Here is a 21,319-nt window from a genome sequence, read left to right as displayed (position 1 = left end):
CCGTGTCTCCGGAACTTCCCCCACCTCCGTCGCTACAGCCTGCAAGCGCAATAACGAATACTGCGACACTATGTCGCACCCATCCCGATACAGCGGCAACATTTGTGTTCATGCTGCTATCCCTCTGATTTTGATTCCCTTTAATGTGATACAGCACGGCCTTGCCGACGTTGACCCTGATCAGATTTTGCTCAGACGGCAGAAAATACTAATAGCCCGAAATGACAACCTGAACTACAAGTAAAGTGCAAAAAGCGATCAGGAGCCAGTTGTCCCTGACCCCAAAATGACGAAGGGAATGAGGTCTGCAATGAAACAGAAGTTACTGGTTAGTGCGATTGTAGCGGCTATTGCGTGCCCGGGAGCGGCATTGGCGGCAACTGGGCTCAGCTTTGGTGAGAGTGTTGAGCTGAGCGCCAATGGCGGCGCGAATAAAAGCAAGATTTCTCGCCTGGGTAACGGGCGACTGCTGGCCGTGTTCGGCGACTATGTTGACCCGAACGGCTATACCATTTATGACGTCAAGGCACAGGCAGAGCGCCCTGCCCGGGATCTTTTTGTACGCACCTGTGAGGCCGGTCTGGACTGTGCCGTTGAATCCAACTGGTCAGAACTGAAAAACATCTCAAACACAGCCAGTCAGTCGTCAATCGCTACCGACTGGGATGGCTTCAGCGTGGTTGATGAAACTGATCCACGAAATCCTCAGCCGTTTTACGGTGATTCGGAGAAGCCTAACCTCTTTGCCGCAGGCAGCAGGATTGTTATTACCTGGGTCGACAAATACTGTCCCTCTCTCGTTGAAGGCGAGCCATCGAAACAACGTTCCGTCAGCTACCTGACCCTCGGCAACCGCGAAGTGCCATTCGCCTGCACCTATGCCGTGACCAGTTCAGATGCCGGAGCCACCTGGAGCAACCCGGTGCAACTTTCAAGCGGTATCCGGGATGCCAAACAGGATGTTAACCGCGGCTTGAGCACTGGAGAGTGGGCAATCACTTGGCAGGAAGATCCCCGCGGCCTGCAACTCGGTGAGGCTGATGGGCCGGGCGACGGAGCCTCGGGCGCCAACGTCAGCTCCGGTACCGACATCTGGTACAGTCGCGCCGATAGCTTCGGTCCGGACGGTGCCGTTTGGTCTGATCCCGTTCGTATTACTGACAACTTCAATGGACAGACGGCGTCCGGTAACTTCAACACCATCTTTTCGGGAACCGGCCCGGTTGCAGATGAGGCGATCGAAAGCGGTATAGCGGGAGCCTCCCGCGCCAACCTGGCTGTTCAACCCGGCTATCTTGAAGGTGAAGTCGCACAGGCCATTGTTGCCTATGAAGAAACCAAGGGGTCCGGCGGCCTGGATGAAGGCAAGTTTGTCCGTTATCACACGTTCGACTGGAACAACCCAGTTGCGTGGACAGATCAGGCTGATCCGAGCACGGCTCCAGCCGAAACTGCCGGCTGTATCATCAGCGATCCAACCCTGAACGCGCGCCGCGTACGTTTTGTTGTCCAGGGGGCGCCCGGCACAGAAACCAATATGCGAATGGGCATCTTCTGGAAGGAAGGTGAATTCACCCAGGGCGGTCCCTCCGACATCATGCTGCGCAAGGGTATCGTTAACGGCGGCAACGGCTTCTCTCCCGGAGAGATGGTTCCTGCCGTGGATGCCAACTGCTTTGAATCGGATTTCCTCACGGCAATCGGGCTTGATAACGCTCCGGCTCTGAACATGAGCAGCCGTACCGAGGAGGCCGAAGCTACTACAGACGCGGATATTCCCACCTCCACACTGTCCGACGACACCTATCAGAAAGTTGAAGAAAACGCCATCGCCCACCGGGGCCTGCTCCGCGGTGATGACCTCTATGTTGGTTACACCTACACGCCAGTCCTGGCGGAACTGCTGTACACCAATACCAAGAACTACAACTTCTACATCCGCCATTACGATGGTGTGGCCGGCACCTGGTCTGCTCCGAGAAATCTGAGCAACATCACCGACACCACCATCAACGTGCGTGAGCCCCGTCTCGTGGGTACCCCTGGAAGCACTGCAGGTTGTCCGGCAAATCCGGAGGAATGTCGCGACGTAACCCGCTATTACGTAGCCTGGGGCACACAGACCAACGTCTCCGAATGGAGCCTGGAAGAGCCGAGTGAGCTGGACCTGTATGCCGCACTCGCCGAAGACAAGGGCGCCACCTACACGGATGTGGTTCGGTTCGCCGGTGAGGCCGACGATGTGGAAGACTTCGAGTCCCAGATCCAGATGACTCCGGCCGGCAACAACCTGTACGTGGTCTGGAACGAGAACCGGGATGGCGGAACCCATGCCATGTTCCGTCAGTCCACAACGGTTGAAGTTGCAGATGATGGCACTGATGGCGGTACCGACGACGGCGACAGCACCGCTTCATCCAGCAGCAGCGATGGCACTCTCTTCGGCTGCAGCTACAAGCCGGGGGCACCGTTTGACCCGACCCTGTTCCTGCTGACAGCCTTAGCCATCGGTGGTCTGACTGTCCGCAAGATCAAGGCTCGCGCCTGATAGCTGAGAGTCGTAACTCTACCAACCCCGGCCCTGTGCCGGGGTTTTTCGTTCAGGATCCGGAGAACAGCAACCAGCCGGGAATCAGGCAGGCGTTGTAGGCAGAATGCAGGATCACGGGGCCAAGAAGGGACCCATGGCGGTCGCGGAAATAGCCGAACACCAGGCCAGGGAAAAACACCAGCCAGGCCAGCGGGTCAGCCCGGTAAACCAGATGCAGGGTGGTGAAGAGGGTGGCCGTCAGCACATTGGCGAGTGACAGCCCCATCAGTGCCCGCTGACCAAACGAGGTGGAACTGAGATAGCCCTGGAGCGCTCCCCGGAACAGCAGTTCCTCCAGTACCGGGTACCAGAGCACAAGGGAAAAGGCCTGGAGCAGGGTCAGGCTGACACCGGAAGAACCGGCGACAGACAAGCCCGCCACCAGGAGGCTCACACCACACCCGGCCACCAGGGCCAGAATGAACTGTCGGTCCGTGAACAGCCGGGGCGGCGGTACCAGCCCCAGATCTTCCCTTACATTTGTTTCGGTCGCCATGGATGGGCACTTGCGCCTTTTGCCGGAGTAACAACTCTGGATACTAGAGCATTACCCCGGCCAAAGTCAGGCGCCAGAAACGACAAAGCGGAGCGAATGCTCCGCTTTGAAAGAACTTACCGGGCGACTCAGGCGCTCTGGCGTTGCGCCGACCGGCCCCGCTGGCCACCGCCATTGCGGCTCCGGCTCTCACCGGGGCGGCCGCCGAAGCTGCGGCCATTGCCGGCAGGCTTGCCATTGGCACCACCGCGCCCGTTACGGCTGCGGGCTTTGGCCGGATCGGCCTTGGCCTTGGGCTTGATGGGCAGGTTGTTTCTGGGCTCGAAGCCTTCCACTTCCTTGCGCGGCAGCTGCTTCTTGATCAGCTTCTCGATGCCCGCCAGCATTTTGCCTTCATCAGCACTGACCAGGGACAACGCATGGCCACTCTCGCCGGCACGGCCGGTACGGCCAATCCGGTGCACATAATCTTCCGGCACGTTCGGCAGTTCAAAGTTGACCACCTGGGGCAGCTGCTTGATGTCCAGACCGCGGGCCGCGATGTCAGTGGCGACCAGTACCCGGATATCACCCTGCTTGAACTCGGCCAGCGCCCGGGTGCGCGCACCCTGGGACTTGTTGCCATGGATGGCGGCGGCGGTGATACCATCCTGCTCCAGCTTCTTGGTCAGGCGGTTGGCACCATGCTTGGTGCGGGTGAACACCAGCACCTGCTCCCAGGCGTTGTCGCGCACCAGCTTGCTCAGCAAGGCGGTCTTCTGGCTCTGGTCTACCGGGTAGATTGATTGCTTGATGCTCTCTGCTGCGGTGTTACGGGCCGCCACTTCCACCTGTACCGGATCATTCAGCAGACCCTGGGCCAGGCCACGGATCTCGTTGGAGAAGGTGGCGGAGAACAGCAGGTTCTGCCGTTTGGCCGGCAACAGCGCCAGGATTTTGCGGATGTCGCGGATGAAGCCCATGTCGAGCATGCGGTCGGCTTCGTCCAGCACCAGGATTTCCACTTCGTTGAAGCGCACCGCATTCTGCTGGTACAGGTCCATCAGCCGTCCCGGTGTTGCCACCAGCACGTCCAGACCCTTGCGCAGCTTCATCATCTGCGGATTGATCTTGACCCCGCCGAAAACCACGGCGGATTTGGTGGGCATGTACTTGCTGTACAGGGCCACGCTGTCGTGGACCTGGGCCGCCAGCTCGCGGGTCGGCGCCAGGATCAGGGCACGGGGGCCCTTGCCGGTGCGCGGATTGGCCGCAAGGCGCTGCAACAGCGGCAGGGTAAAGCCGGCGGTCTTGCCGGTACCGGTCTGGGCGGCAGCCATCACATCCTTGCCGGACAGCACCGCCGGAATGGCCTGCTGCTGGATCGGAGACGGGGTTTCATAGCCCTGGTCGGTGGTGGCACGGACCAGCTGCTCGGACAAACCGAGAGAAGAAAAACTCATATTGGATTAACTCTTGATTGATTCTGCCTCCACGAACACCGTCCATCGGCGAATGCGGGCAGAAGCCATGATGATTCATGGAAAAATGACGACTACAGTCACACGCCGTTAACGGCGGGACGTCCTCTGACAGGTCGTATGGAGGTTCGCAAAGCGGCCTGTTGGCCGTGATAGTGCGGAATCCCTAGAGGCAGGATGCAGGCACAGTAACAGAGGGTCCGGGAAATAGCTATAAGTGGTTTCATTAGCAGGCTTTCATCTTCGGAAAAAGATGGAACTCCGGCGAATGTCTCTGGTCACTAGCGCCCGTATCATTCTACAAATCCGCCAAATACTGGAGACTCCATGCTCAGCGTCGGCGTTGGTCCCCTCAGCCTGTCCATCGGGCATCTGCTTATTGTTCTGGCCTTTGTTGTGGCCCTGATTGTCGGCGCGCTCACCGGTCGCAAGCAGAAAACCCCGGTATCCGGCTCCCTGGCGGATATTTTCCTGGTTGCTATGATCGGTGCCAGGATCGGCTTCGTGGTCCGTTACTTCGAGCATTACCAGGGTGACTGGCTGGGCATGATCGATATCCGCGATGGCGGTTTTGATCCGGTTACCGGCATGATCGTCGCGCTCGTCTTCGCCGGATACCTGATGTGGCGACGCGCAAACATTCGCCAGGCCCTGGGCTCCGCCGTTGCCGCAGGCATGATCACCTGGGGCTTCACCACCGGAGTCATTACCCTGATCAACCAACAGACCGAGGGGTTGCCCGAAGTCGCGCTGACCGACCTCAACGAACGGCCCGTCAGCCTGGCCGACATTTCCCGGGGCCAGCCTGTTGTGGTGAATCTCTGGGCCACCTGGTGCCCGCCGTGCATCCGGGAAATGCCGGTACTGGAGGAAGCCCAGCAACGTTACCCCGGCATCAACTTCGTGTTCGCCAACCAGGGCGAGCATCCCGAGACCATCCGCAGGTTCCTGAACGAACAGAACCTGCACCTCGACCATGTACTCAGTGACCGCCCGGGCGGTTTCGGCCGGGTCGTGGGCAGCCAGGGCTTGCCCACCACCCTGTTTTACAACGCCGAAGGCAACCTGGTGGACACCCACATGGGCGAACTGTCACACGCCAGCCTCGCCCGGAGCCTCGAGCGCTTCGATTCCGGCTTTCTCCAATCCTCCCCATCCAAGGAGTTAACATCCCGATGATCAATTCCCCACTCCCGCGCCTGTTCAGGGGCGCCCTGCTGACCTCTGCCCTTTTCGCAGCTGCCGTGCAGGCACAGGACTATCCGCCGGCCATCCAGTCCCTGGTGCAACAGGGTGTGAAGGTTGTGGACAGCTTTGACGCCCCGGGCGGCATGACCGGCTATGTCGGCGAAATGCAGGGACGTTCGCTGGCCTTTTACCTGACACCGGATGGTAACCACGTGATCGTCGGCACCCTGCTGGACGAGGAAGGGAACAACCTCAGCGCCGCCAGCATCCAGGAACTGATCGAGGGCCCGAAGTTCGCAGAAGCCTGGCCGCAGCTGGAGGACAGCAACTGGGTACAGGATGGTTCCAGTGATGCGGACACCATCATCTACACCTTCACCGATCCCAACTGCCCCTATTGCTACCGGTTCCGCCAACAGGCAAAACCCTGGATTGAGGCCGGCGACGTCCAGCTGCGCCATATCCTGGTGGGGATTCTCAAGGAAGACAGTCTGACCAAAGCCGCCACCATTCTCGGCAGTGAAAACCCTGAAGAAGCACTGCACGATCACCAGGCCAGCTACCAGCAGGGCGGCATCGAGGTTGACCGCAAGCTGGTAAGCGCAGCTCACATGGACGTCAAAGCCAATAACCGCCTGATGCAGGAGTTGGGTCTCCGCGCCACGCCCAGCACGCTCTACAAGGACAAAGATGGCAAGGTAATTATGGTGCAGGGCCTGCCGAACCCCCAGGCACTGGAGCGCATGATGGGCCCGAAGCCCTGAATGATGTTGGAGATCATGCCAGCCAGGCGGTCAGAATACCGGCCGTCAGGCTGGCCAGGGTCAGCCCGGACAGGGAAAGTTGAAGACTCCAACGGAATGAGGCATCCACGGCCGGGTACCCGGTCAACCGCTCCATGATCAGGGCGTTGGCGGCAAAGGGTGTCCCGAACGCGGTAATGCCCCAGCCGGTCACCATGCCGATACCCAGTCCGATCAGGGCCTCTGCCGGCCAGAGGGACCCCAGGACCCCGCCAATCAGGGTGCCCACCACAATCGGGTTCACACCACCCAGGCCCGCGAGGAAATAGACCCAGGGCACGCAGACGGCCAGAATGGGCCAGCTCCAGGCCGGCAGGTCGGCGTTACCGCTGATCTGTCCCAGGACCACGCCACTGATGACCGAACCGATAAAAGCCGAACCGCCGACAATGGCCAGCTCGTTACTGACGTTCGCCATATTGGCCATGGGCGGATTCTGGCGACGGCTCCAGGCCAGCAGGCGCCCTCCCAACACAGCGCCCAGGCAGGAGAGGGTTACCGCGTAGGCGTAGCTGAAGTCGAACTGGTGGCTGAGCACGAAGACACCCACGCAGATGGCCAGGACCAGGCCACCAAACCGGAGCCAGCTTGCCACTCCGGCCATGTCTTCCGGGGCAACCTGTTCCTGGCCGGTTTCCGGGTCACGCCAGAGCAGGCCCATCAGGATCAGCAAAACCGAGAAAGGAATGGCCAGCGACAGCAGCTCGATACTGCCAAGGCCTGGCAACAGGGTGAGCGTGAGCACCACCGAAATCGAAAGCGGTGAGAAAGTCGGCGATACCCCGAACCCCCGGAGTACAGCCCGGGTGGCGTTGCGGGTAGCAGCCGAGTCGCCCCCTCGGCGGATACGCTCGCCCACCAGGCTGCCGACGACCGCCACCGAGCCAAAATTCAGCGGAATGGACACCAGGGAGGTGCCAAAGGCCAGGCTCAGGTAACGGGTCAGCGGCTTGCCGCCGAAGAGGCTGGCTGAAATCCGTTGCAGATCCCCGGAACGACCCAGCACGTTGGACAGTAGCATCACCGCCAGCACCAGTCCCGCCAGGCGGGTCATATTGTTCGCGGCATCCACAATCAGGCGCGGGTCCCGGCCCAGCGCGAACACCAGGGCCAGGACGGCAACAGAAAACACCACCCTCGGCACCCGACGCATGTCCTGCCAGCCCAGCAGCACCGCCAGGCCCACCGCGACCGCACCCACAAGCGCCATCCCCGGCAACAACGAGAGCACCGCGGCAATCAGGGCAAGGTAGGCGAGAATGGAACGGATCGACTGCAAGGGCATGCTTCCTCAATAGGCGAGGAGCCGATATTAAGGAAGCTACTTACGCACCGCCATCAGCATTTATGGGGATAGATCCCGGGTGGCCGGGATCTATTTGGTGGCCGCCTCGGCGAAATTGGCCAGCGCATTGTTCACCTTACCCAGGACTTCGTCACAGCCCTCGATGGCGTGCCGGGCTTTCAGGTAGGCGGGATCGTTGTAGCCGAGCCACACCTGACCCTGTTCGTCCTCCCAGATCAGGGCCTTTTGTGGAAGGTCCACTGCCACACTCTGGGCGCACTGCATCAGCGGCGTCCCCACTTTCGGGTTACCAAAGATCACCAGCTCCGTGGGGCGCAGCTCCAGACCGGCAGACTCCGCGCCAGCGGCGTGGTTGATCCGGTTCATGATCTTCATGCCTTTCTCCTGCAATACGGCTTCGAGCCGGTCCGCAGTCTCGGCCACACGATGGTTGCTCTTCACCACAATCAGCCCGTCGGCGGCATGGGCCAGTGAACCCAGCAGAAGGACGAGTACGAACGAAACAGGTTTGATCAGGAAATTCATAGCGGTGGTCCCTTCAGGGAAATGTAACCTCCAGTCTAGACCACCGGTCGAATCCTGATGCATCCATTCCGGAAGTCTGGGAGTATGTCTCTGATAAGTACGTAATAATGCTTATACAGTCACCAGGCCACGGAGTTGTGATGATGTCAGGTCGGATGTACAGAAGAAGTCTTCTGATCGTACCTATCCTGCTGGCAGGCTGCAGCGAAACCGAACCCGAGAGCGAAATCGGACTCGAAAACGAAACCGAAAACCAGCAGGTCATCAGCGAGGAACTCGCACCCCCCTCTGAAAGCGGAATCCTCAAGGTTGCCACACGGAACGGTTCCACCACCTATTATCTGGACCGCCACGAGAATCCGATCGGGCCTGAGCATGCATTGATCAGTGATTACGCCGCTGCCCGCGGCTGGCAGGTGGAGTGGACCATGCTCGATTCCACCAGCGACGTGCTCGACGCGCTCGCCGCGGGCAACACACACCTGGCCGCAGCCGGTCTGACCCACCTGCCATCACGGGATGATCAATTCACCCGCGGACCGGCCCACACGGAAATCACCGAGCAGCTGGTGTGCCACCGGGATGCCCGTCCCCTGCCCCGGAAACCGGACGCCATCCCGGGTACCGGGATCGTGATCACCGCCGGGTCCAGCTACGCCGAGACCCTGCGCCGGCTGAATGAGCAGTACCCCGGTATCGAATTCACCGAAGATGCCGGCCGCACCACCGAAATTCTGCTGTCCGAAGTGGCTGAACAGGACATCGAGTGTACCGTCTCCGATTCCAACATCGTGCAGGTGATGCGCCGCCACTTCCCGCACCTGGAAGTCGCCATGCCCCTGACCGAAGGCCGCAACCTGGGCTGGTATCTGCCAGCCGGCGCCGATGAGCTGGCCTCGGATGCCCGGGAATGGATGAACAGCAAGGAGGGTGACGAGGCCATCGGAGAGATGGAGAACCGCTATTACGCCTACATCGGCGAGTTCGACTTTGTCGACTTGCGGGCACTGAACCGCCGCATCGACGAGCGGTTACCGAAATTCATCGACAAGTTCGAGGAAGCGGAAGCCAAAACCGGTATGCCCGCAGACCTGCTGGCTGCCCTCGCCTACCAGGAGTCCCACTGGGACCCCACCGCGAAATCGCCGACCGGGGTACGCGGTATCATGATGCTGACTCAGCGCACCGCCGAATCCCTGGGTGTCACCAACCGCCTCGATCCTATAGCGGCCATCGACGGTGGTGCCCGCTACCTGGCCGACCGGCACCGCCGACTGCCGGAAACCATCCCGGAGCCGGACCGCACCTTCCTGGCACTGGCCAGCTACAACATCGGCCGCGGCCACCTGCTTGACGTCCGCCAGCTGGCCCGGGATCTGGGCAAGAATCCGGACTCCTGGGAGGACATGGTGCAGGTCTTACCCCTGAAGGCCGACAAGCGCTATTACCCCAGCACCCGCTACGGCTACGCCCGGGGCTATGAGCCCGTGCACTATGTCCAAAGGATCCGGAACTACCGGGATGTGATTCGCCCGGCGTTCGACTGATCAGGAGCCGAACAGCGCCGAGCGCAAGGGCCGGAGAAAGCCCCGGGCCGGGCCTTCGCCGGCCCGGGAACGTTGGCCATCGAATTCCAGGTAGCCATCCTCGATCGGATCAAAGCGCAGGATCTTCACATCCTCCAGATAGTTCTGTGAAGACTTCCAGGGCCCCTGGGTGCCCTGACGGGGCAGACGATCCGCCGCGCGCTTGATGTAACCCGAGTTCAGGGAACCCAGGATGGTGTCTTCGCCCCGGCTGTTCTCGGTATCACGGGCCACCACGGTGCGGTAACCGCGCTTGTCCATCAGGTTGACCAACCGGCACAGGTACTCGGCGGCAATATCCACCTTCAGGGTCCAGGAAATATTGGTGTAGCCGAAAATCATGGCGGCGTTGGGCACGCCTTCGACCATGACGTTCTTGTAGATCACCTTGTCCTTGAGCACCACTTCCCGGCCATCCACGCTGGGTTTGATGCCGCCGAGCATCTGGATGTCCAGGCCGGTGGCCGGAATGATGATATCCGCCTCCAGCTCCTCACCGGATTTGAGGCGGATGCCGGTCTCGGTGAAGCGGTCGATGTGATCGGTGGCTATGGAAGCCTTGCCGGCCTTGAGCGCCTTGAACAGATCGCCATCCTTGACCACGCACAGGCGCTGGTCCCAGGGGTTGTAGTCCGGCGTGAAGTGGCGCATATCGGCTTTGCCATCGACCTGCCGTTTGATCACCGACATGAACAGCCGGCGCATGGTCTTCGGGCTCTTGCGAGACCGCTGGTACAGCAGGCGCGAGATGGAAATGTTGCGGGCGCGGGTCAGCCGGTACGCCGTCTTCTCCGGCAGCACCTTCTGCAGAGCCAGGGTCACCTTGTCGGTCGATGGCAAGGGCATCAGGTAGGTGGGCGACCGCTGCAACATGGTTACGTGTGCCGCCTTCTCGGCCATGGTCGGCACCAGGGTAATAGCGGTAGCACCACTGCCGATCACCACCACCTTCTTGCCGGTGTAGTCGAGGTTCTCAGGCCAGTGCTGGGGGTGCACGATCTGGCCCTTGAAATCACTCTCGCCCGGGAAATCCGGTTTGTAGCCCTGGTCATAGTTGTAGTAGCCGGTGCAGCCCACCAGGAAACTGGCGGTGTAGTGTTCGGTTTCTCCAGTGGCCTCATTCAGGGCGGTCAGTTTCCAGCACTTGTCGACACCGGACCAGTCCGCCGTTTTTACCGCCAGGCCGTAGCGGATGTGCCGTTCGACATCATGCTCCCTGGCGGTCTCGCGCACGTAATTCTTGATCGAGGCACCATCCGCCAGCACCTTACCTCCGGTCCAGGGGCGGAAGTTGTAGCCGAAGGTGAACATGTCGGAATCGGAACGGATGCCGGGATAGCGGAACAGGTCCCAGGTGCCGCCAAGGGACTGGCGGCGCTCCAGGATGGCGAAGGACTTGCCCGGACACTCGCGCTTCAGGTGGCACGCCATGCCAATGCCGGAAACGCCGGCGCCGATGATCAGGACGTCAAAATGGTGTTGGCTCATTGTGCTTGCCTCACTGGTAATAGGCACGTTTCGCCGGCTTTCTGTTGAAGTTTAGACCCGAGCCGGTTCGTTATGCTTCAACAGTAACGAGTTCCCGTGTATCGCAAATTGGCCCTCGCCACACGAGGTCCATGCTCAAAGGGTCAGTCGCTTCAGGGCTTCCCTGAATCGGATGGCCTCTTTTCTCAAAGATTCGCGGTTCAGCATGCCCACCCCCATGATCAACCCGCGGCGCCTGTCTTCCGGTGCACAAACGGCACTTAGCGGTTTGACAATGAAATGTTCCCGGAATAACTGTCTGGTGACCAAAAGGTCATCCACCGAGTCCGAAAACTGGGCACAAAGACTGATCGCATGGCTGGGAGCAGACAGCTGCGTAATAGCGGACACCTGGCGGAGCTGATCGTGCATTACCTGTTGTCTGGCCAGATATTCTTTCTGGATGCGCTGATACCACAGATCCAGATCGCCATTGGCGATAAAGGTCGCGAGCACTGCGTGATCCAGCATTCGCCCTTCACGGAAAACCTCACTGCGCAGCCGGCTGATTGTGGCCGCCAGGTGGTGCGGAACCACGAGGTAGCCCAGCCGTAACCCGGGAAACAACAGCTTGGAGAAAGAGCCCGCGAGGATGTGCTTCTGCGAACGCGGATCGAATACCAGCCGGGTATCGCGCTGGCCGTTGAATTCATAATCGTCTTCGATGATGTAATCCGGTGACAGGCGCTGCGACAGGGCCTCCTTGTCCGCCCGCGAGGTAGGCACACTGAGCGGGTAATGCTGGGAACCGGTGAAATATAGCAGTTTCGGCGACGGCTGCGCCTCGCCCCTGTGCCCCGCACCGGGATACCAGGGCAACATCTCAAGGGTAAGCCCGCAGGCTGTGAATACATTTCGCGCCCCCCAGTAACAGGGCGACTCCATTACCACCCGGTCGCCGGTATCTGCCAGCGCCAGCGCACAGAGTTCCAGACCATTGTGAGTGCCCTCGGTGATGATGATCTGCTCGGGATCGCAGTCAAAGTACCGCCACCGGCGGAGAAAGTCCCGGATAGCCCGCTTCAACGGGCCATAGCCTCCGGTGGAGTAGGACAACAGCAGGGCGTTCTGGGGCACCGTGACACTGGCATAGAGCTGGCGCCATTTGCGCATGGGGAACTGCGCTATATCCGGTATCCCGGGCACGAAGGCGCCGCTCTGGACCTCCGCCGCCCCCGGCTGGCTGAGCAGTTCACGGGCTCGATCGGAAAGACCATCCAGGGCAGGTCGTGCCGGTAGAACGGATCCAGACTGGGGTCGATGGGTCCAGGTACCCTGGCCATGACCAGTCACCAGCAGCCCTTCCTCCACCAGCGTGTTGATTGCTCCGGCCAGGGTATTACGCGCCAGTCCCAGCGCACTGCAGATGCGGCGGTGGGAAGGCAGTTTCATACCGGACGGCCAGTCCTGCTCGACCAGAAGGCGCAGTGACTGCTGCGCCCTGACCTGTTTGCTGAGGCTCTTCGGCTGTTGCCGGTAACGGCGGACCAGGCTCTCGAGCGGATCGTCGGGTATGAGGTCTTCGGTCATCGGGGCCCTGTGTCGGAATCGACCACATCAAAGTGGTTCAGTTGAACTCGAAAGTGGTTCATGTCCAGTCCCTAGCGTACCTGCTAGGGTGCCTGGCATTCCAGTTACTTTCGAGAGGAATCGGTTCATGTCTCCAGTAGATACGCCTTTGTTGACCAGCGTGCTGAATGACGAGGTGCCCGCCCTGATTGGCCAGCACTGGTGCCAGCGCGAGGAGCGCTTTGACGTCACCAACCCCGCAACCGGCGAGATCATCGCCAGGGTCGCCGAATGCAATGCAGACGATGCCCGCGCAGCAGTTGCGGCGGCGGAGCTTTCGGGTCAGTCATGGAAACGCGTACCTGCCAAGCAGCGCGCCGGCATCCTGCGCCGGTGGTTCGAGCTCGTTACTGCACATGCCGATGACCTGGCCCGCCTGATGACCCTGGAACAGGGCAAGCCGCTGGCAGAAGCCCGGGGTGAAGTAACCTATGGTGCTTCGTTCATCGAGTTCTTCGGCGAGGAAGCCAAACGGATGGCCGGTGAAACCCTGCCCGGCCAGGGTCCGGACAAACGCATACTGGTGATGCGCGAGCCCGTGGGTGTGGTTGCTGCCATTACCCCCTGGAATTTTCCCATGGCCATGATCACCCGCAAATGCGCCCCGGCCATTGCCGCCGGCTGCACAGTAGTGATCAAGCCCGCCGAAGCCACACCACTGACGGCCCTGGCTCTCGCCCGCCTGGCGCTGGAGGCCGGTGTACCGAAGGGCGTAATCAACGTAGTCACGGCTTCCGAACCGGTGGCGGTGGGCGAAGTGCTGAGTACCGATCCGCGGGTGCGCAAACTGTCCTTCACCGGCTCCACCGCCGTCGGCAAGAAACTGTTGGCTCAATGCGCATCGACGGTCAAGAAAACCGCCATGGAGCTGGGTGGCAACGCCCCTTTTATCGTGTTTGATGATGCCGACCTGGACGCCGCCGTTGACGGAGCGATTGCCTCCAAATTCCGTAATGCCGGCCAGACCTGTGTCTGCACCAACCGTTTTCTGGTTCAGGACGGCGTCTATGACGCCTTTCTGGAGAAGCTGACAACCCGGGTTGCCGAACTGAAAGTCGGCAACGGTCTGGAGGACGGCATTGCCGTCGGCCCGCTCATCAACCGCTCCGCCATCGACAAGGTTCAACGTCATGTGGACGACGCCGTCGGCAAGGGCGCCCGGGTAACCGGTGGAGGTCAGCCCCATGAGCTGGGACCCAACTTTTTCACCCCGACGGTGCTCGCTGATGTCACCCCTGACATGGCCGTCGCCACCGAAGAAACGTTTGGACCGCTGGCGCCGGTCTTCCGGTTTCACACTGCCGAGGAAGCTATTGCCATTGCCAATGACACCCCCTCAGGCCTGGCCGCCTACCTCTATGCCACCGACTATCGGCGTATCTGGCACACCCTCGAGGGCCTCGAGTACGGCATGGTGGGGGTCAACGAAGGCCTGATCTCCAGCGAACTGGCACCGTTTGGCGGGGTGAAGGAATCCGGCCTCGGACGCGAGGGTTCCCACCATGGCCTGGATGAATTCACCGAACTCAAGTACGTCTGCCTGGGCGGCCTGTAATGGGGCCGGACAGGCTCCTGTGCATGACATCACGCGACACTTACAAGAGATAACACCATGAACAACGCAGAACTCAACGCCCTGAAAGAAGAATACGTCGCGTTCGGCGCGGCGACGCCCACTACCGAATTTGCCGACCGGGCCGAGAATGCCGAGCTCTGGGATGCCGACGGTCAACGCTGGATCGATTTTGCCGGGGGAATTGGCGTGCTCAATCTGGGTCACCGCCACCCGAAAATTGTCGACGCCGTCCGGGCGCAGCTGGACAAGGTCATGCACACCAGCGCCGCCGTCATCTCGTACGCGCCCTACGTCCAGCTCTGCCAGAAGCTTTGCCAGCTGGCCCCGGTACGTGGCCCCAGGCGCAAGGCCATGCTGGTCAATACCGGCGCCGAGGCACTGGAGAACGCCATCAAGATTGCCCGGGCCGCCACCGGTCGGACCGGCATCGTCACCTTTGATGGCGCCTTCCACGGCCGCACCATGATGACCCTGGCCATGACCGGGAAGGTGCTACCCTACAAGAACGACTTCGGCCCGATGCCCGGCGATGTGTTCCGGGCCCCCTACCCCAATCCGATCCACGGCGTCAGTGAAGAAGCGTCACTGAAGGCACTGCGCACCCTGTTCAAGACCGATATCGCGCCACACCGTACAGCGGCCATCGTAATCGAACCGGTCCAGGGTGAAGGCGGCTTCTACATCGCCTCACCAGCGTACCTGAAGGCATTGCGCGAGCTTTGCGATGAACACGGCATCCTGCTGATCGTGGATGAAGTACAGTCCGGCTTCGCCCGCACCGGCAAACTCTTCGCCCTGGAACACAGTGGCATCGAGGCGGATCTGCTCACCACCGCCAAGAGCCTGGCTAACGGCATGCCGCTGTCAGCGGTGGTTGGTAACGCCGAAGTGATGGACGGCTCCGGCCCCAACTCCCTGGGCGGCACCTACAGTGGCAACCCTCTGTCCTGCGCAGCGGCGCTGGCCGTCATCGAGGTTATTGAGGAAGAAAACATTCTCGAGCGCAGTGCCGCACTCGGGGACAAACTGGCAGACCGGTTTGCCGCCTGGGAAAAGCGCTTTGAACAGGTGGGCCATGCCCGTAACCTGGGCGCGATGGCCGCCTTCGAACTGCTCGACAGCAATGGCAATCCCGATCCGGCCCTCACCGGAGCCGTGTGCGCCAAAGCCCGTGACCATGGCCTGATCCTGCTGTCCTGTGGTTTTTACGGCAACACCATTCGTATTCTCGTACCGATCACGGTCGAAGATTCGGTGCTGGAGGAAGGACTGAATGTGATTGAAGGGGCACTTGAAGCGCTGTGTTAATAAGGTCGGGTCGGGGTAACTGACCCCGACCCGACGGCGCTTTTCGCTCTCTCAGGCAAAGGCTTACTCGGCAATGTTGCGACCGAAGTACTTCTCGCTGATCTGTGCGTACTTGCCATTCGCCTTGATGGCGGCCAGGGCCTGGTTGAGCTTCTCAAGCAAGGCCTCGTTGCCCTTGTTGACCGCAATACCGATGTCATCAACGTAAATCGGATCGCCCAGCGGCTTGACCCCAAGCCCGGCGTTCAGGATGGCATTCTCGCCGATCAGCTGATCGGTGATCACCGCGTCCACGCGACCACCCACGGTGAGATCCCGCAACGCGGTGACGTCGTCGGTATAAGTGGTGATGTTGTCACTGTATTCGCGAGCGGCCTTGGCGAAGCTGCTGGAAACCAGAACGCCGATGGTCTTGCCACGGATATCCTCAACTTCGGTGATTTCGTCGTTATCGGTGCTGACGAAAACCTGAGCCCCGGAGCTGTAGTACGGATCGGTGAAGTTCACCTGTTTCAGACGCTCCTCGGTGATCGCCATGCTGCCGATAATGGCATCAAAACGACCGGACTTGAGTGCCGCGATCAGGGTCTGCCAGGGATTGGCGACCGGATTGGGCTGCATACCCATTTCCTCCGCCAGTGCCTGCCCGACTTCCATGTCAAAACCGGCAAGATCGCCGCTTTGACGGAAGCTGAACGGCGGATAAAGACCGGTCATGGCGTAGGTGAAGACCTCTTTATCGGCGGCCTTCGCTGTGTCCACGTGCGTTACGTTGATGGTAGCGGCGACGACCAGCGCACTGGTCACCCCAATCAGGTTACGGATCAGTTTTTTCATTGTGTTCCCCTCTCTTTGAAGAAGATCCGTGCAATGAGATCTTCATGATTTCCACTGGGTGGTCGTTGAGTTTGTAGTTTTCGACTTTTATCCAGCCCATCCGGGCGTAATAAGGGCCCTTATCCTCCGTGATCAGGTAAAGCGCGTCGTGGCCCTGTCGACGCATTTCCGCCTTGGCCCGGTCGATCAGCGCCTTGCCGATCCCCTTGCCTCGATGTTCCGGTGCCACAAAGATTCGCGATAACCAGGGCGAATACTGCGGCCGATCCGACGTGTCATGTGCCACCAGGCAGATGCTGCCGACCAGTTCGCCGTCCTCGAGGGCAACGAAAGTGGCCGGTAGCGAACGGGTGTCACAGTGCTCGGCGAGCCGTTTCCGACGGACAGCCTCGTTCACCGAGTCGTCGAGGTGATACCACTGGGCCTGGTGCCAGGCTGCCAGCTGATCGATATAACACGGTTCCAGCGCCTGGATCGCGATACTCATGGCTTACAGAACCCGACTGAGAAACTGTTGCGCTTTTGGGTGCCGGGGATTACTGAAGAAGGTCTCCGGATCCCCCTGCTCTGCAATCTGCCCGTTGTCCAGGAAGACGACGCGGTCGGCGACCTCCCGGGCGAAGCCCATCTCATGGGTCACCACCACCATGGTCATGCCGTCGGCGGCCAGGCTCTTCATGACTTCAAGCACTTCGCCTACGAGTTCGGGATCCAGGGCGGATGTGGGCTCATCGAACAGCATGACCGACGGCTCCATCGCCAGAGCGCGGGCAATAGCCACTCGCTGTTTCTGCCCGCCGGACAGCTTCTCCGGGTAGACGTCGCCCTTGTCGCCAAGGCCGACCTTTTCAAGCAATTCCCGGCCGCGCTTGAGGGCCTCGGCCCGAGGGACCTTCTTGACGTGGACCGGCGCTTCGATGACGTTTTCCAGCACGGTCATGTGCGGGAACAGGTTGAAATGCTGGAACACCATACCGACGTGCTCACGCACCTTGTTCAAGGGTGTGGTGGCCGGGTCCACTTCCTTGCCATCAATGAGGATGCGCCCCTGGTCCTTCATCTCGAGAAAGTTGAGGCAGCGCAGCAGCGTACTCTTGCCCGACCCGCTGGCACCGATCATGACCACCACTTCCTGGGGGGCCACCTCAAGGTCAACACCCTTGAGAACGTGGAGGTCACCGAAGTACTTGTGGAGTTGCTCGACTTTGATCATTTGGCTGTATCCATCCGGTTTTCAACGCGGCTCAGAACGAAGGTGACCATGGCGACCATGGCCAGGTAATACAGGCCTGCGATGGTGTAGAACTCGAGCTGCTTGAAGGTCACGGCAGCGTTATCCATGGACAGGCTGAAGATTTCCGTGATGCCAATGAAAGCCACCAGCGACGAGTCTTTGAGACCGATGATGAACTGGTTACCCAGCGGTGGGATGGCCCGTTTCAGAGCCTGGGGCAGGATCACCCGTCGCATGGCCAGGGCCCGCTTCATCCCCAGGGATTCCGCGGCCTCCATTTGTCCTTTGTCCACCGACTGGATGCAGCCCCGGAAGATTTCGGCGATGTAGGCACCGCTGTGAATGGCGAGGGCAATGGTGCCGGCCCAGAAAGCCGAGAGCACAACGATGTGGGTTATACCGAAGTACAGCCACATGATCTGAACAATCAGGGGTGTACCGCGGATAATGCCCACATAGCCGTTGTAGATCACGCCCAGCCAGCGGACACCAGTGACCTTCATCAGAGCAAAGATCAGCCCGATGACCAGGGCCAGGACCAGCGAAACCCCGGTCAGGCGAAGGGTCATCCAGGCGGCTTCCATAAAAGCCGGGAAGGTAGATAACAGATTCTCAAAAAACGACGTCATTGTTTAATCCTTGTTGGTCGTTGTAGCAGCACAAGTCAGCACCGCTCGATAATCATCGCGATCCCCCCGGTCTGGATCTCCCGTGCGGTGGACCAGCGGCTGAGAAACAGGGCATAGGTGGCCAACACCTGGCGAATTGACTCGATATCGACACACTCATCCACGCCGTGGATGCGCTGGGCAACGGGGCCATAGCAGGTGCCGTTGATGCCACCAGAGACATGAAAGGCCCGCAGGTCGGTGGTACAGGTCGAGAGGTAATGGGCCGGAGGCTCCCCCACGAGATCCTCGTGGCACCGGGACAGCAGCCGGATGCCTGGGGTCTCGAGATCCACCAGATGGCCCTCGGAGCGAAAGCCATGGAACTCCACGCGTGGCTCCGGGGAGCCATCACCCAGGGCTTGGTGGTGGTCGGCGATCACCTGACGCACCCGGGTCATGATTTCATCGGGCGATGTACCCGGCGGGAAGCCAACCCGGCCTTCCAGAATGGCGTGAGCGGGTACGCTGGAAGCCCAGTTGCCGCCCTCGATTTTGCCGATGCTCAGGTTGAACGGATGCGCCTTGGCCTCGTAGGGCGCAGGACGCGGCAGGCTGTTGATTTCCTCTTCCAGTGCCTTGAACGCTGGCAGGTAGGTCTGAAGCGTCTCGATGGCATTGCGACCGGCCTTGGTGTCCAGTACGTGAGCCGGCACCCCATCGATGCGCATGCGGAACCAGAGCACGCCCACCTGGCCACTGTAGATCTGGGCGCCGAAGGGCTCGGGAATCAGCACAAAATCGCCGGTGTAGCCCTGATGAAGGCAGGCCAGTGCGCCATTGCCGGTACATTCTTCCTCGATGACCGTCTGCAACGTCAATGGGAAATCAATCTCCACGCCGGCCTGGCGCACCGCCTCGACCGCCATCACCATCGCGGCAATGCCTGCCTTCATATCACCGGCGCCACGACCATACAGCCAGCCATCCTTCTCCCAAGGCTCCCAGGGTGACCGGGTCCACATATCGGTCGGCTCAGCCGGCACCACATCCAGGTGGCCATTAAAGATCAGGTGCGGTTTTTTGGAGGAGGGATTAAGACGGGAAACGACGTTGTAGCGGCCTTCGCTGGACCATTCGGTGGGGGCGCGATGGGGATGCTCCGAGAAACCGGGGGAATCCAGCGCCACGCGTTCCACCGGCAAATCCAGGCGCTGGAACCAGCTCTCCATGGTTTCCAGCGCGCTGTGCTCGCGGCCGAGAACGCTATACCCCCTCACCAGTTCACGGGTAAGCTCCACGGTGTCGCCCATGAGCTCATCACAACAATCCAGAATGCGTTGTTCGATGGCGGACAGCATCAGAACCTCCCGAGCCGGCTTTCATCAATGATCAGCTCGGCCTCCGTGGCAGCGCGCAAGCTTTCCACATCCATGCCCTCGGCGAGATCAATCACTTCCAGCCCTTTCTCCGTCACTTCCATTACCGCCTTCTCGGTCACGATGAGCGAGACACACCGGGGGGCTGTGAGCGGCAATCGGCATTGTTTGAGAATCTTCGAGTTACCGTGCTTGTCGTTGTGTGAACACAGCACAACCAGCTTCTCGACCTTCTGGGCCAGTTCCATCGCCCCGCCGATACCGGGAGAGAACTTGCCCGGGATTTTCCAGTTGGCGAGGTTGCCCTGCTGGTCCACCTCGAACGCGCCCATGAAAGTCACGTCCACGCGGCTGCGCCGGATCATGGCAAAGGACAGGGCACTGTCGAACACACTGGCACCCGGACGGGTACCGATGTAGGCTCCGCCGGAGTCGATCAGCTCGTAGTCCGGGGCCACACCCTGGCCCAGAGGCTGACAGCCCAGCACGCCATTCTCGGAGTGCACCAGCACCTCCAGATCCTCGGGCATGTAATGAAACAGACGCGTCGGCAGGCCGATACCCAGGTTCACTATCTGGCCGGGAAGGATTTCCCTGGCGGCGCGGGCAAGCATTCTTTCCTTATCAGACGGCATGGGCACGTATCCCCTGTTCACTGGTGGCAGGATCGACCCGGACCACATGGTTAACGAAGGCACAGGGCGTATGAATGGCTTCGGGTTTCAGGCCTCCCGGCGACTCCACCCGGAAGGCCTGGGCAATCACCTTGTCCGCGGCCATGGCCATCAGGGGGTTAAAGTTGATCGCCGTGCCCCGGTAAGCGAGGTTGCCGTAGGTATCGGCGACATCCGCATGAATCAGTGCAAAGTCCGCAGTGATGGCGGGCTCGATGGCACATTTGCGGCCGTTAAGCTCCAGTTCACGCCGTTGCTGCGCGATCTCGGTCTCAAGCCCGATGTCGGTCAGGAAGCCGAGGTGGCCGGCACCGGCACAGCGGATCTTCTCCGCCAGCAGGCCCTGGGGATACATTTCCACCGCCAGCCGACCCTGGTTCATTTCTTCAATCGCCACACGGTTCAGGCCGATGTGCGAGGTGATCAGGCGATCCACACGACCCGCACGGATCAGCCGCCCGATCCCGATATCCGGCTCGTTGGCGTCGTTCTTGATCAGGGTTAGTCCTTTCTGGCCCTGGGCCAGCAGTTCGTCCAGCAAGGCGAACGGGGTGCCCGGTGAGCCAAAGCCGCCGACCATGATGGAAGCACCATCGGGAATCATCGCGATGGCATCTTCGACGGACGTGTATTTCTGGTTCAGCAGTGTCATG

Annotated in this window: 20 protein-coding genes; 7 read left to right on the top strand and 13 right to left on the bottom strand. The window is 60.5% G+C overall.

Annotated features, from left to right (window positions below; genetic code table 11):
- Positions 1-244, top strand: a 244-nt coding sequence (locus tag ACESMW_RS05015) for a hypothetical protein (RefSeq protein WP_372985961.1), incomplete at its 5' end; no start/stop codon positions are given.
- A 66-nt stretch (positions 245-310) separates the two neighbouring features.
- Complete coding sequence (locus ACESMW_RS05010; protein WP_372985960.1) at positions 311-2,548, top strand: choice-of-anchor O protein; 2,238 nt, start codon at positions 311-313, stop codon at positions 2,546-2,548.
- Positions 2,549-2,600: 52 nt separating this feature from the next.
- On the opposite strand, the gene mrtJ is transcribed toward ACESMW_RS05010, so the two are convergent.
- Complete coding sequence (mrtJ, locus tag ACESMW_RS05005; protein WP_372985959.1) at positions 2,601-3,086, bottom strand: JDVT-CTERM system glutamic-type intramembrane protease MrtJ; 486 nt, start codon at positions 3,084-3,086, stop codon at positions 2,601-2,603.
- Positions 3,087-3,214: 128 nt separating this feature from the next.
- On the bottom strand, positions 3,215-4,528 hold the full coding sequence (locus ACESMW_RS05000; protein WP_372985958.1) for a DEAD/DEAH box helicase: 1,314 nt from the start codon (positions 4,526-4,528) through the stop codon (positions 3,215-3,217).
- Between the two features lie 345 nt (positions 4,529-4,873).
- Here ACESMW_RS05000 and ACESMW_RS04995 point away from each other — a divergent pair, with 345 nt between their 5' ends.
- The gene (locus ACESMW_RS04995; protein WP_372985957.1) at positions 4,874-5,725 is read left to right on the top strand and encodes a prolipoprotein diacylglyceryl transferase family protein; all 852 of its coding nucleotides are present in this window, start codon (positions 4,874-4,876) and stop codon (positions 5,723-5,725) included.
- On the top strand, positions 5,722-6,498 hold the full coding sequence (gene dsbG / locus ACESMW_RS04990; RefSeq protein ID WP_372985956.1) for a thiol:disulfide interchange protein DsbG: 777 nt from the start codon (positions 5,722-5,724) through the stop codon (positions 6,496-6,498). The genes ACESMW_RS04995 and dsbG overlap by 4 nt, the downstream gene beginning before the upstream one ends.
- A gap of 13 nt (positions 6,499-6,511) precedes the next feature.
- Here the strand turns inward: dsbG and ACESMW_RS04985 are convergent, their stop codons facing one another.
- Positions 6,512-7,816, bottom strand: coding sequence for a hypothetical protein (locus ACESMW_RS04985; RefSeq protein ID WP_372985955.1), 1,305 nt, complete (start codon positions 7,814-7,816; stop codon positions 6,512-6,514).
- A 96-nt stretch (positions 7,817-7,912) separates the two neighbouring features.
- Positions 7,913-8,368 carry a DUF302 domain-containing protein gene (locus ACESMW_RS04980; RefSeq protein ID WP_372985954.1) on the bottom strand — a complete coding sequence of 152 codons (456 nt, stop codon included), beginning with the start codon at positions 8,366-8,368 and terminating at the stop codon, positions 7,913-7,915.
- 155 nt (positions 8,369-8,523) lie between these two features.
- Between ACESMW_RS04980 and mltF the strand changes: the two genes are divergently transcribed.
- On the top strand, positions 8,524-9,915 hold the full coding sequence (mltF, locus tag ACESMW_RS04975) for a membrane-bound lytic murein transglycosylase MltF (RefSeq protein ID WP_372985953.1): 1,392 nt from the start codon (positions 8,524-8,526) through the stop codon (positions 9,913-9,915).
- Here the strand turns inward: mltF and ACESMW_RS04970 are convergent, their stop codons facing one another.
- A complete protein-coding gene (locus ACESMW_RS04970) occupies positions 9,916-11,442 on the bottom strand; it encodes a flavin-containing monooxygenase (RefSeq protein WP_372985952.1) in 1,527 nt (508 codons plus the stop codon).
- A 135-nt stretch (positions 11,443-11,577) separates the two neighbouring features.
- Positions 11,578-13,011, bottom strand: coding sequence for a PLP-dependent aminotransferase family protein (locus tag ACESMW_RS04965; RefSeq protein WP_372985951.1), 1,434 nt, complete (start codon positions 13,009-13,011; stop codon positions 11,578-11,580).
- 127 nt (positions 13,012-13,138) lie between these two features.
- Between ACESMW_RS04965 and ACESMW_RS04960 the strand changes: the two genes are divergently transcribed.
- Both ACESMW_RS04960 and gabT read left to right on the top strand, forming a co-directional pair.
- Entirely contained in the window at positions 13,139-14,605 is a 1,467-nt protein-coding gene (locus ACESMW_RS04960) for an NAD-dependent succinate-semialdehyde dehydrogenase (protein WP_372985950.1), read from the top strand.
- A 57-nt stretch (positions 14,606-14,662) separates the two neighbouring features.
- Positions 14,663-15,934 carry a 4-aminobutyrate--2-oxoglutarate transaminase gene (gene gabT, locus ACESMW_RS04955; RefSeq protein WP_372985949.1) on the top strand — a complete coding sequence of 424 codons (1,272 nt, stop codon included), beginning with the start codon at positions 14,663-14,665 and terminating at the stop codon, positions 15,932-15,934.
- Positions 15,935-15,997: 63 nt separating this feature from the next.
- Here gabT and ACESMW_RS04950 read toward each other — a convergent pair whose 3' ends face one another.
- The 7 genes from ACESMW_RS04950 to ACESMW_RS04920 are packed head-to-tail and all read right to left on the bottom strand — an operon-like array spanning position 15,998 to position 21,318.
- A complete protein-coding gene (locus tag ACESMW_RS04950; RefSeq protein WP_372985948.1) occupies positions 15,998-16,771 on the bottom strand; it encodes a transporter substrate-binding domain-containing protein in 774 nt (257 codons plus the stop codon).
- On the bottom strand, positions 16,752-17,258 hold the full coding sequence (locus ACESMW_RS04945) for a GNAT family N-acetyltransferase (RefSeq protein WP_372985947.1): 507 nt from the start codon (positions 17,256-17,258) through the stop codon (positions 16,752-16,754). The genes ACESMW_RS04950 and ACESMW_RS04945 overlap by 20 nt, the downstream gene beginning before the upstream one ends.
- Before the next feature lie 3 nt (positions 17,259-17,261).
- Positions 17,262-17,984, bottom strand: a complete 723-nt coding sequence (locus ACESMW_RS04940) for an amino acid ABC transporter ATP-binding protein (protein ID WP_372985946.1) — start codon at positions 17,982-17,984, stop codon at positions 17,262-17,264.
- Positions 17,981-18,634, bottom strand: coding sequence for an amino acid ABC transporter permease (locus ACESMW_RS04935; protein ID WP_372985945.1), 654 nt, complete (start codon positions 18,632-18,634; stop codon positions 17,981-17,983). The genes ACESMW_RS04940 and ACESMW_RS04935 overlap by 4 nt, the downstream gene beginning before the upstream one ends.
- Positions 18,635-18,669: 35 nt before the next feature.
- A complete protein-coding gene (locus ACESMW_RS04930; protein WP_372985944.1) occupies positions 18,670-19,974 on the bottom strand; it encodes an ArgE/DapE family deacylase in 1,305 nt (434 codons plus the stop codon).
- Complete coding sequence (locus ACESMW_RS04925) at positions 19,974-20,627, bottom strand: 3-oxoacid CoA-transferase subunit B (RefSeq protein WP_372985943.1); 654 nt, start codon at positions 20,625-20,627, stop codon at positions 19,974-19,976. Before ACESMW_RS04925 ends, ACESMW_RS04930 begins: the two co-directional genes overlap by 1 nt.
- Entirely contained in the window at positions 20,617-21,318 is a 702-nt protein-coding gene (locus tag ACESMW_RS04920; protein WP_372985942.1) for a CoA transferase subunit A, read from the bottom strand. Before ACESMW_RS04920 ends, ACESMW_RS04925 begins: the two co-directional genes overlap by 11 nt.
- Position 21,319 lies beyond the last annotated feature (1 nt).

The organism is Marinobacter sp. (assembly GCF_041690455.1).
Classification (GTDB): Bacteria; Pseudomonadota; Gammaproteobacteria; order Pseudomonadales; family Oleiphilaceae; genus Marinobacter.
The sequence above is the reverse complement of the archived record's forward strand: the minus strand, read 5'-3'. Positions and strand labels throughout refer to the sequence as shown.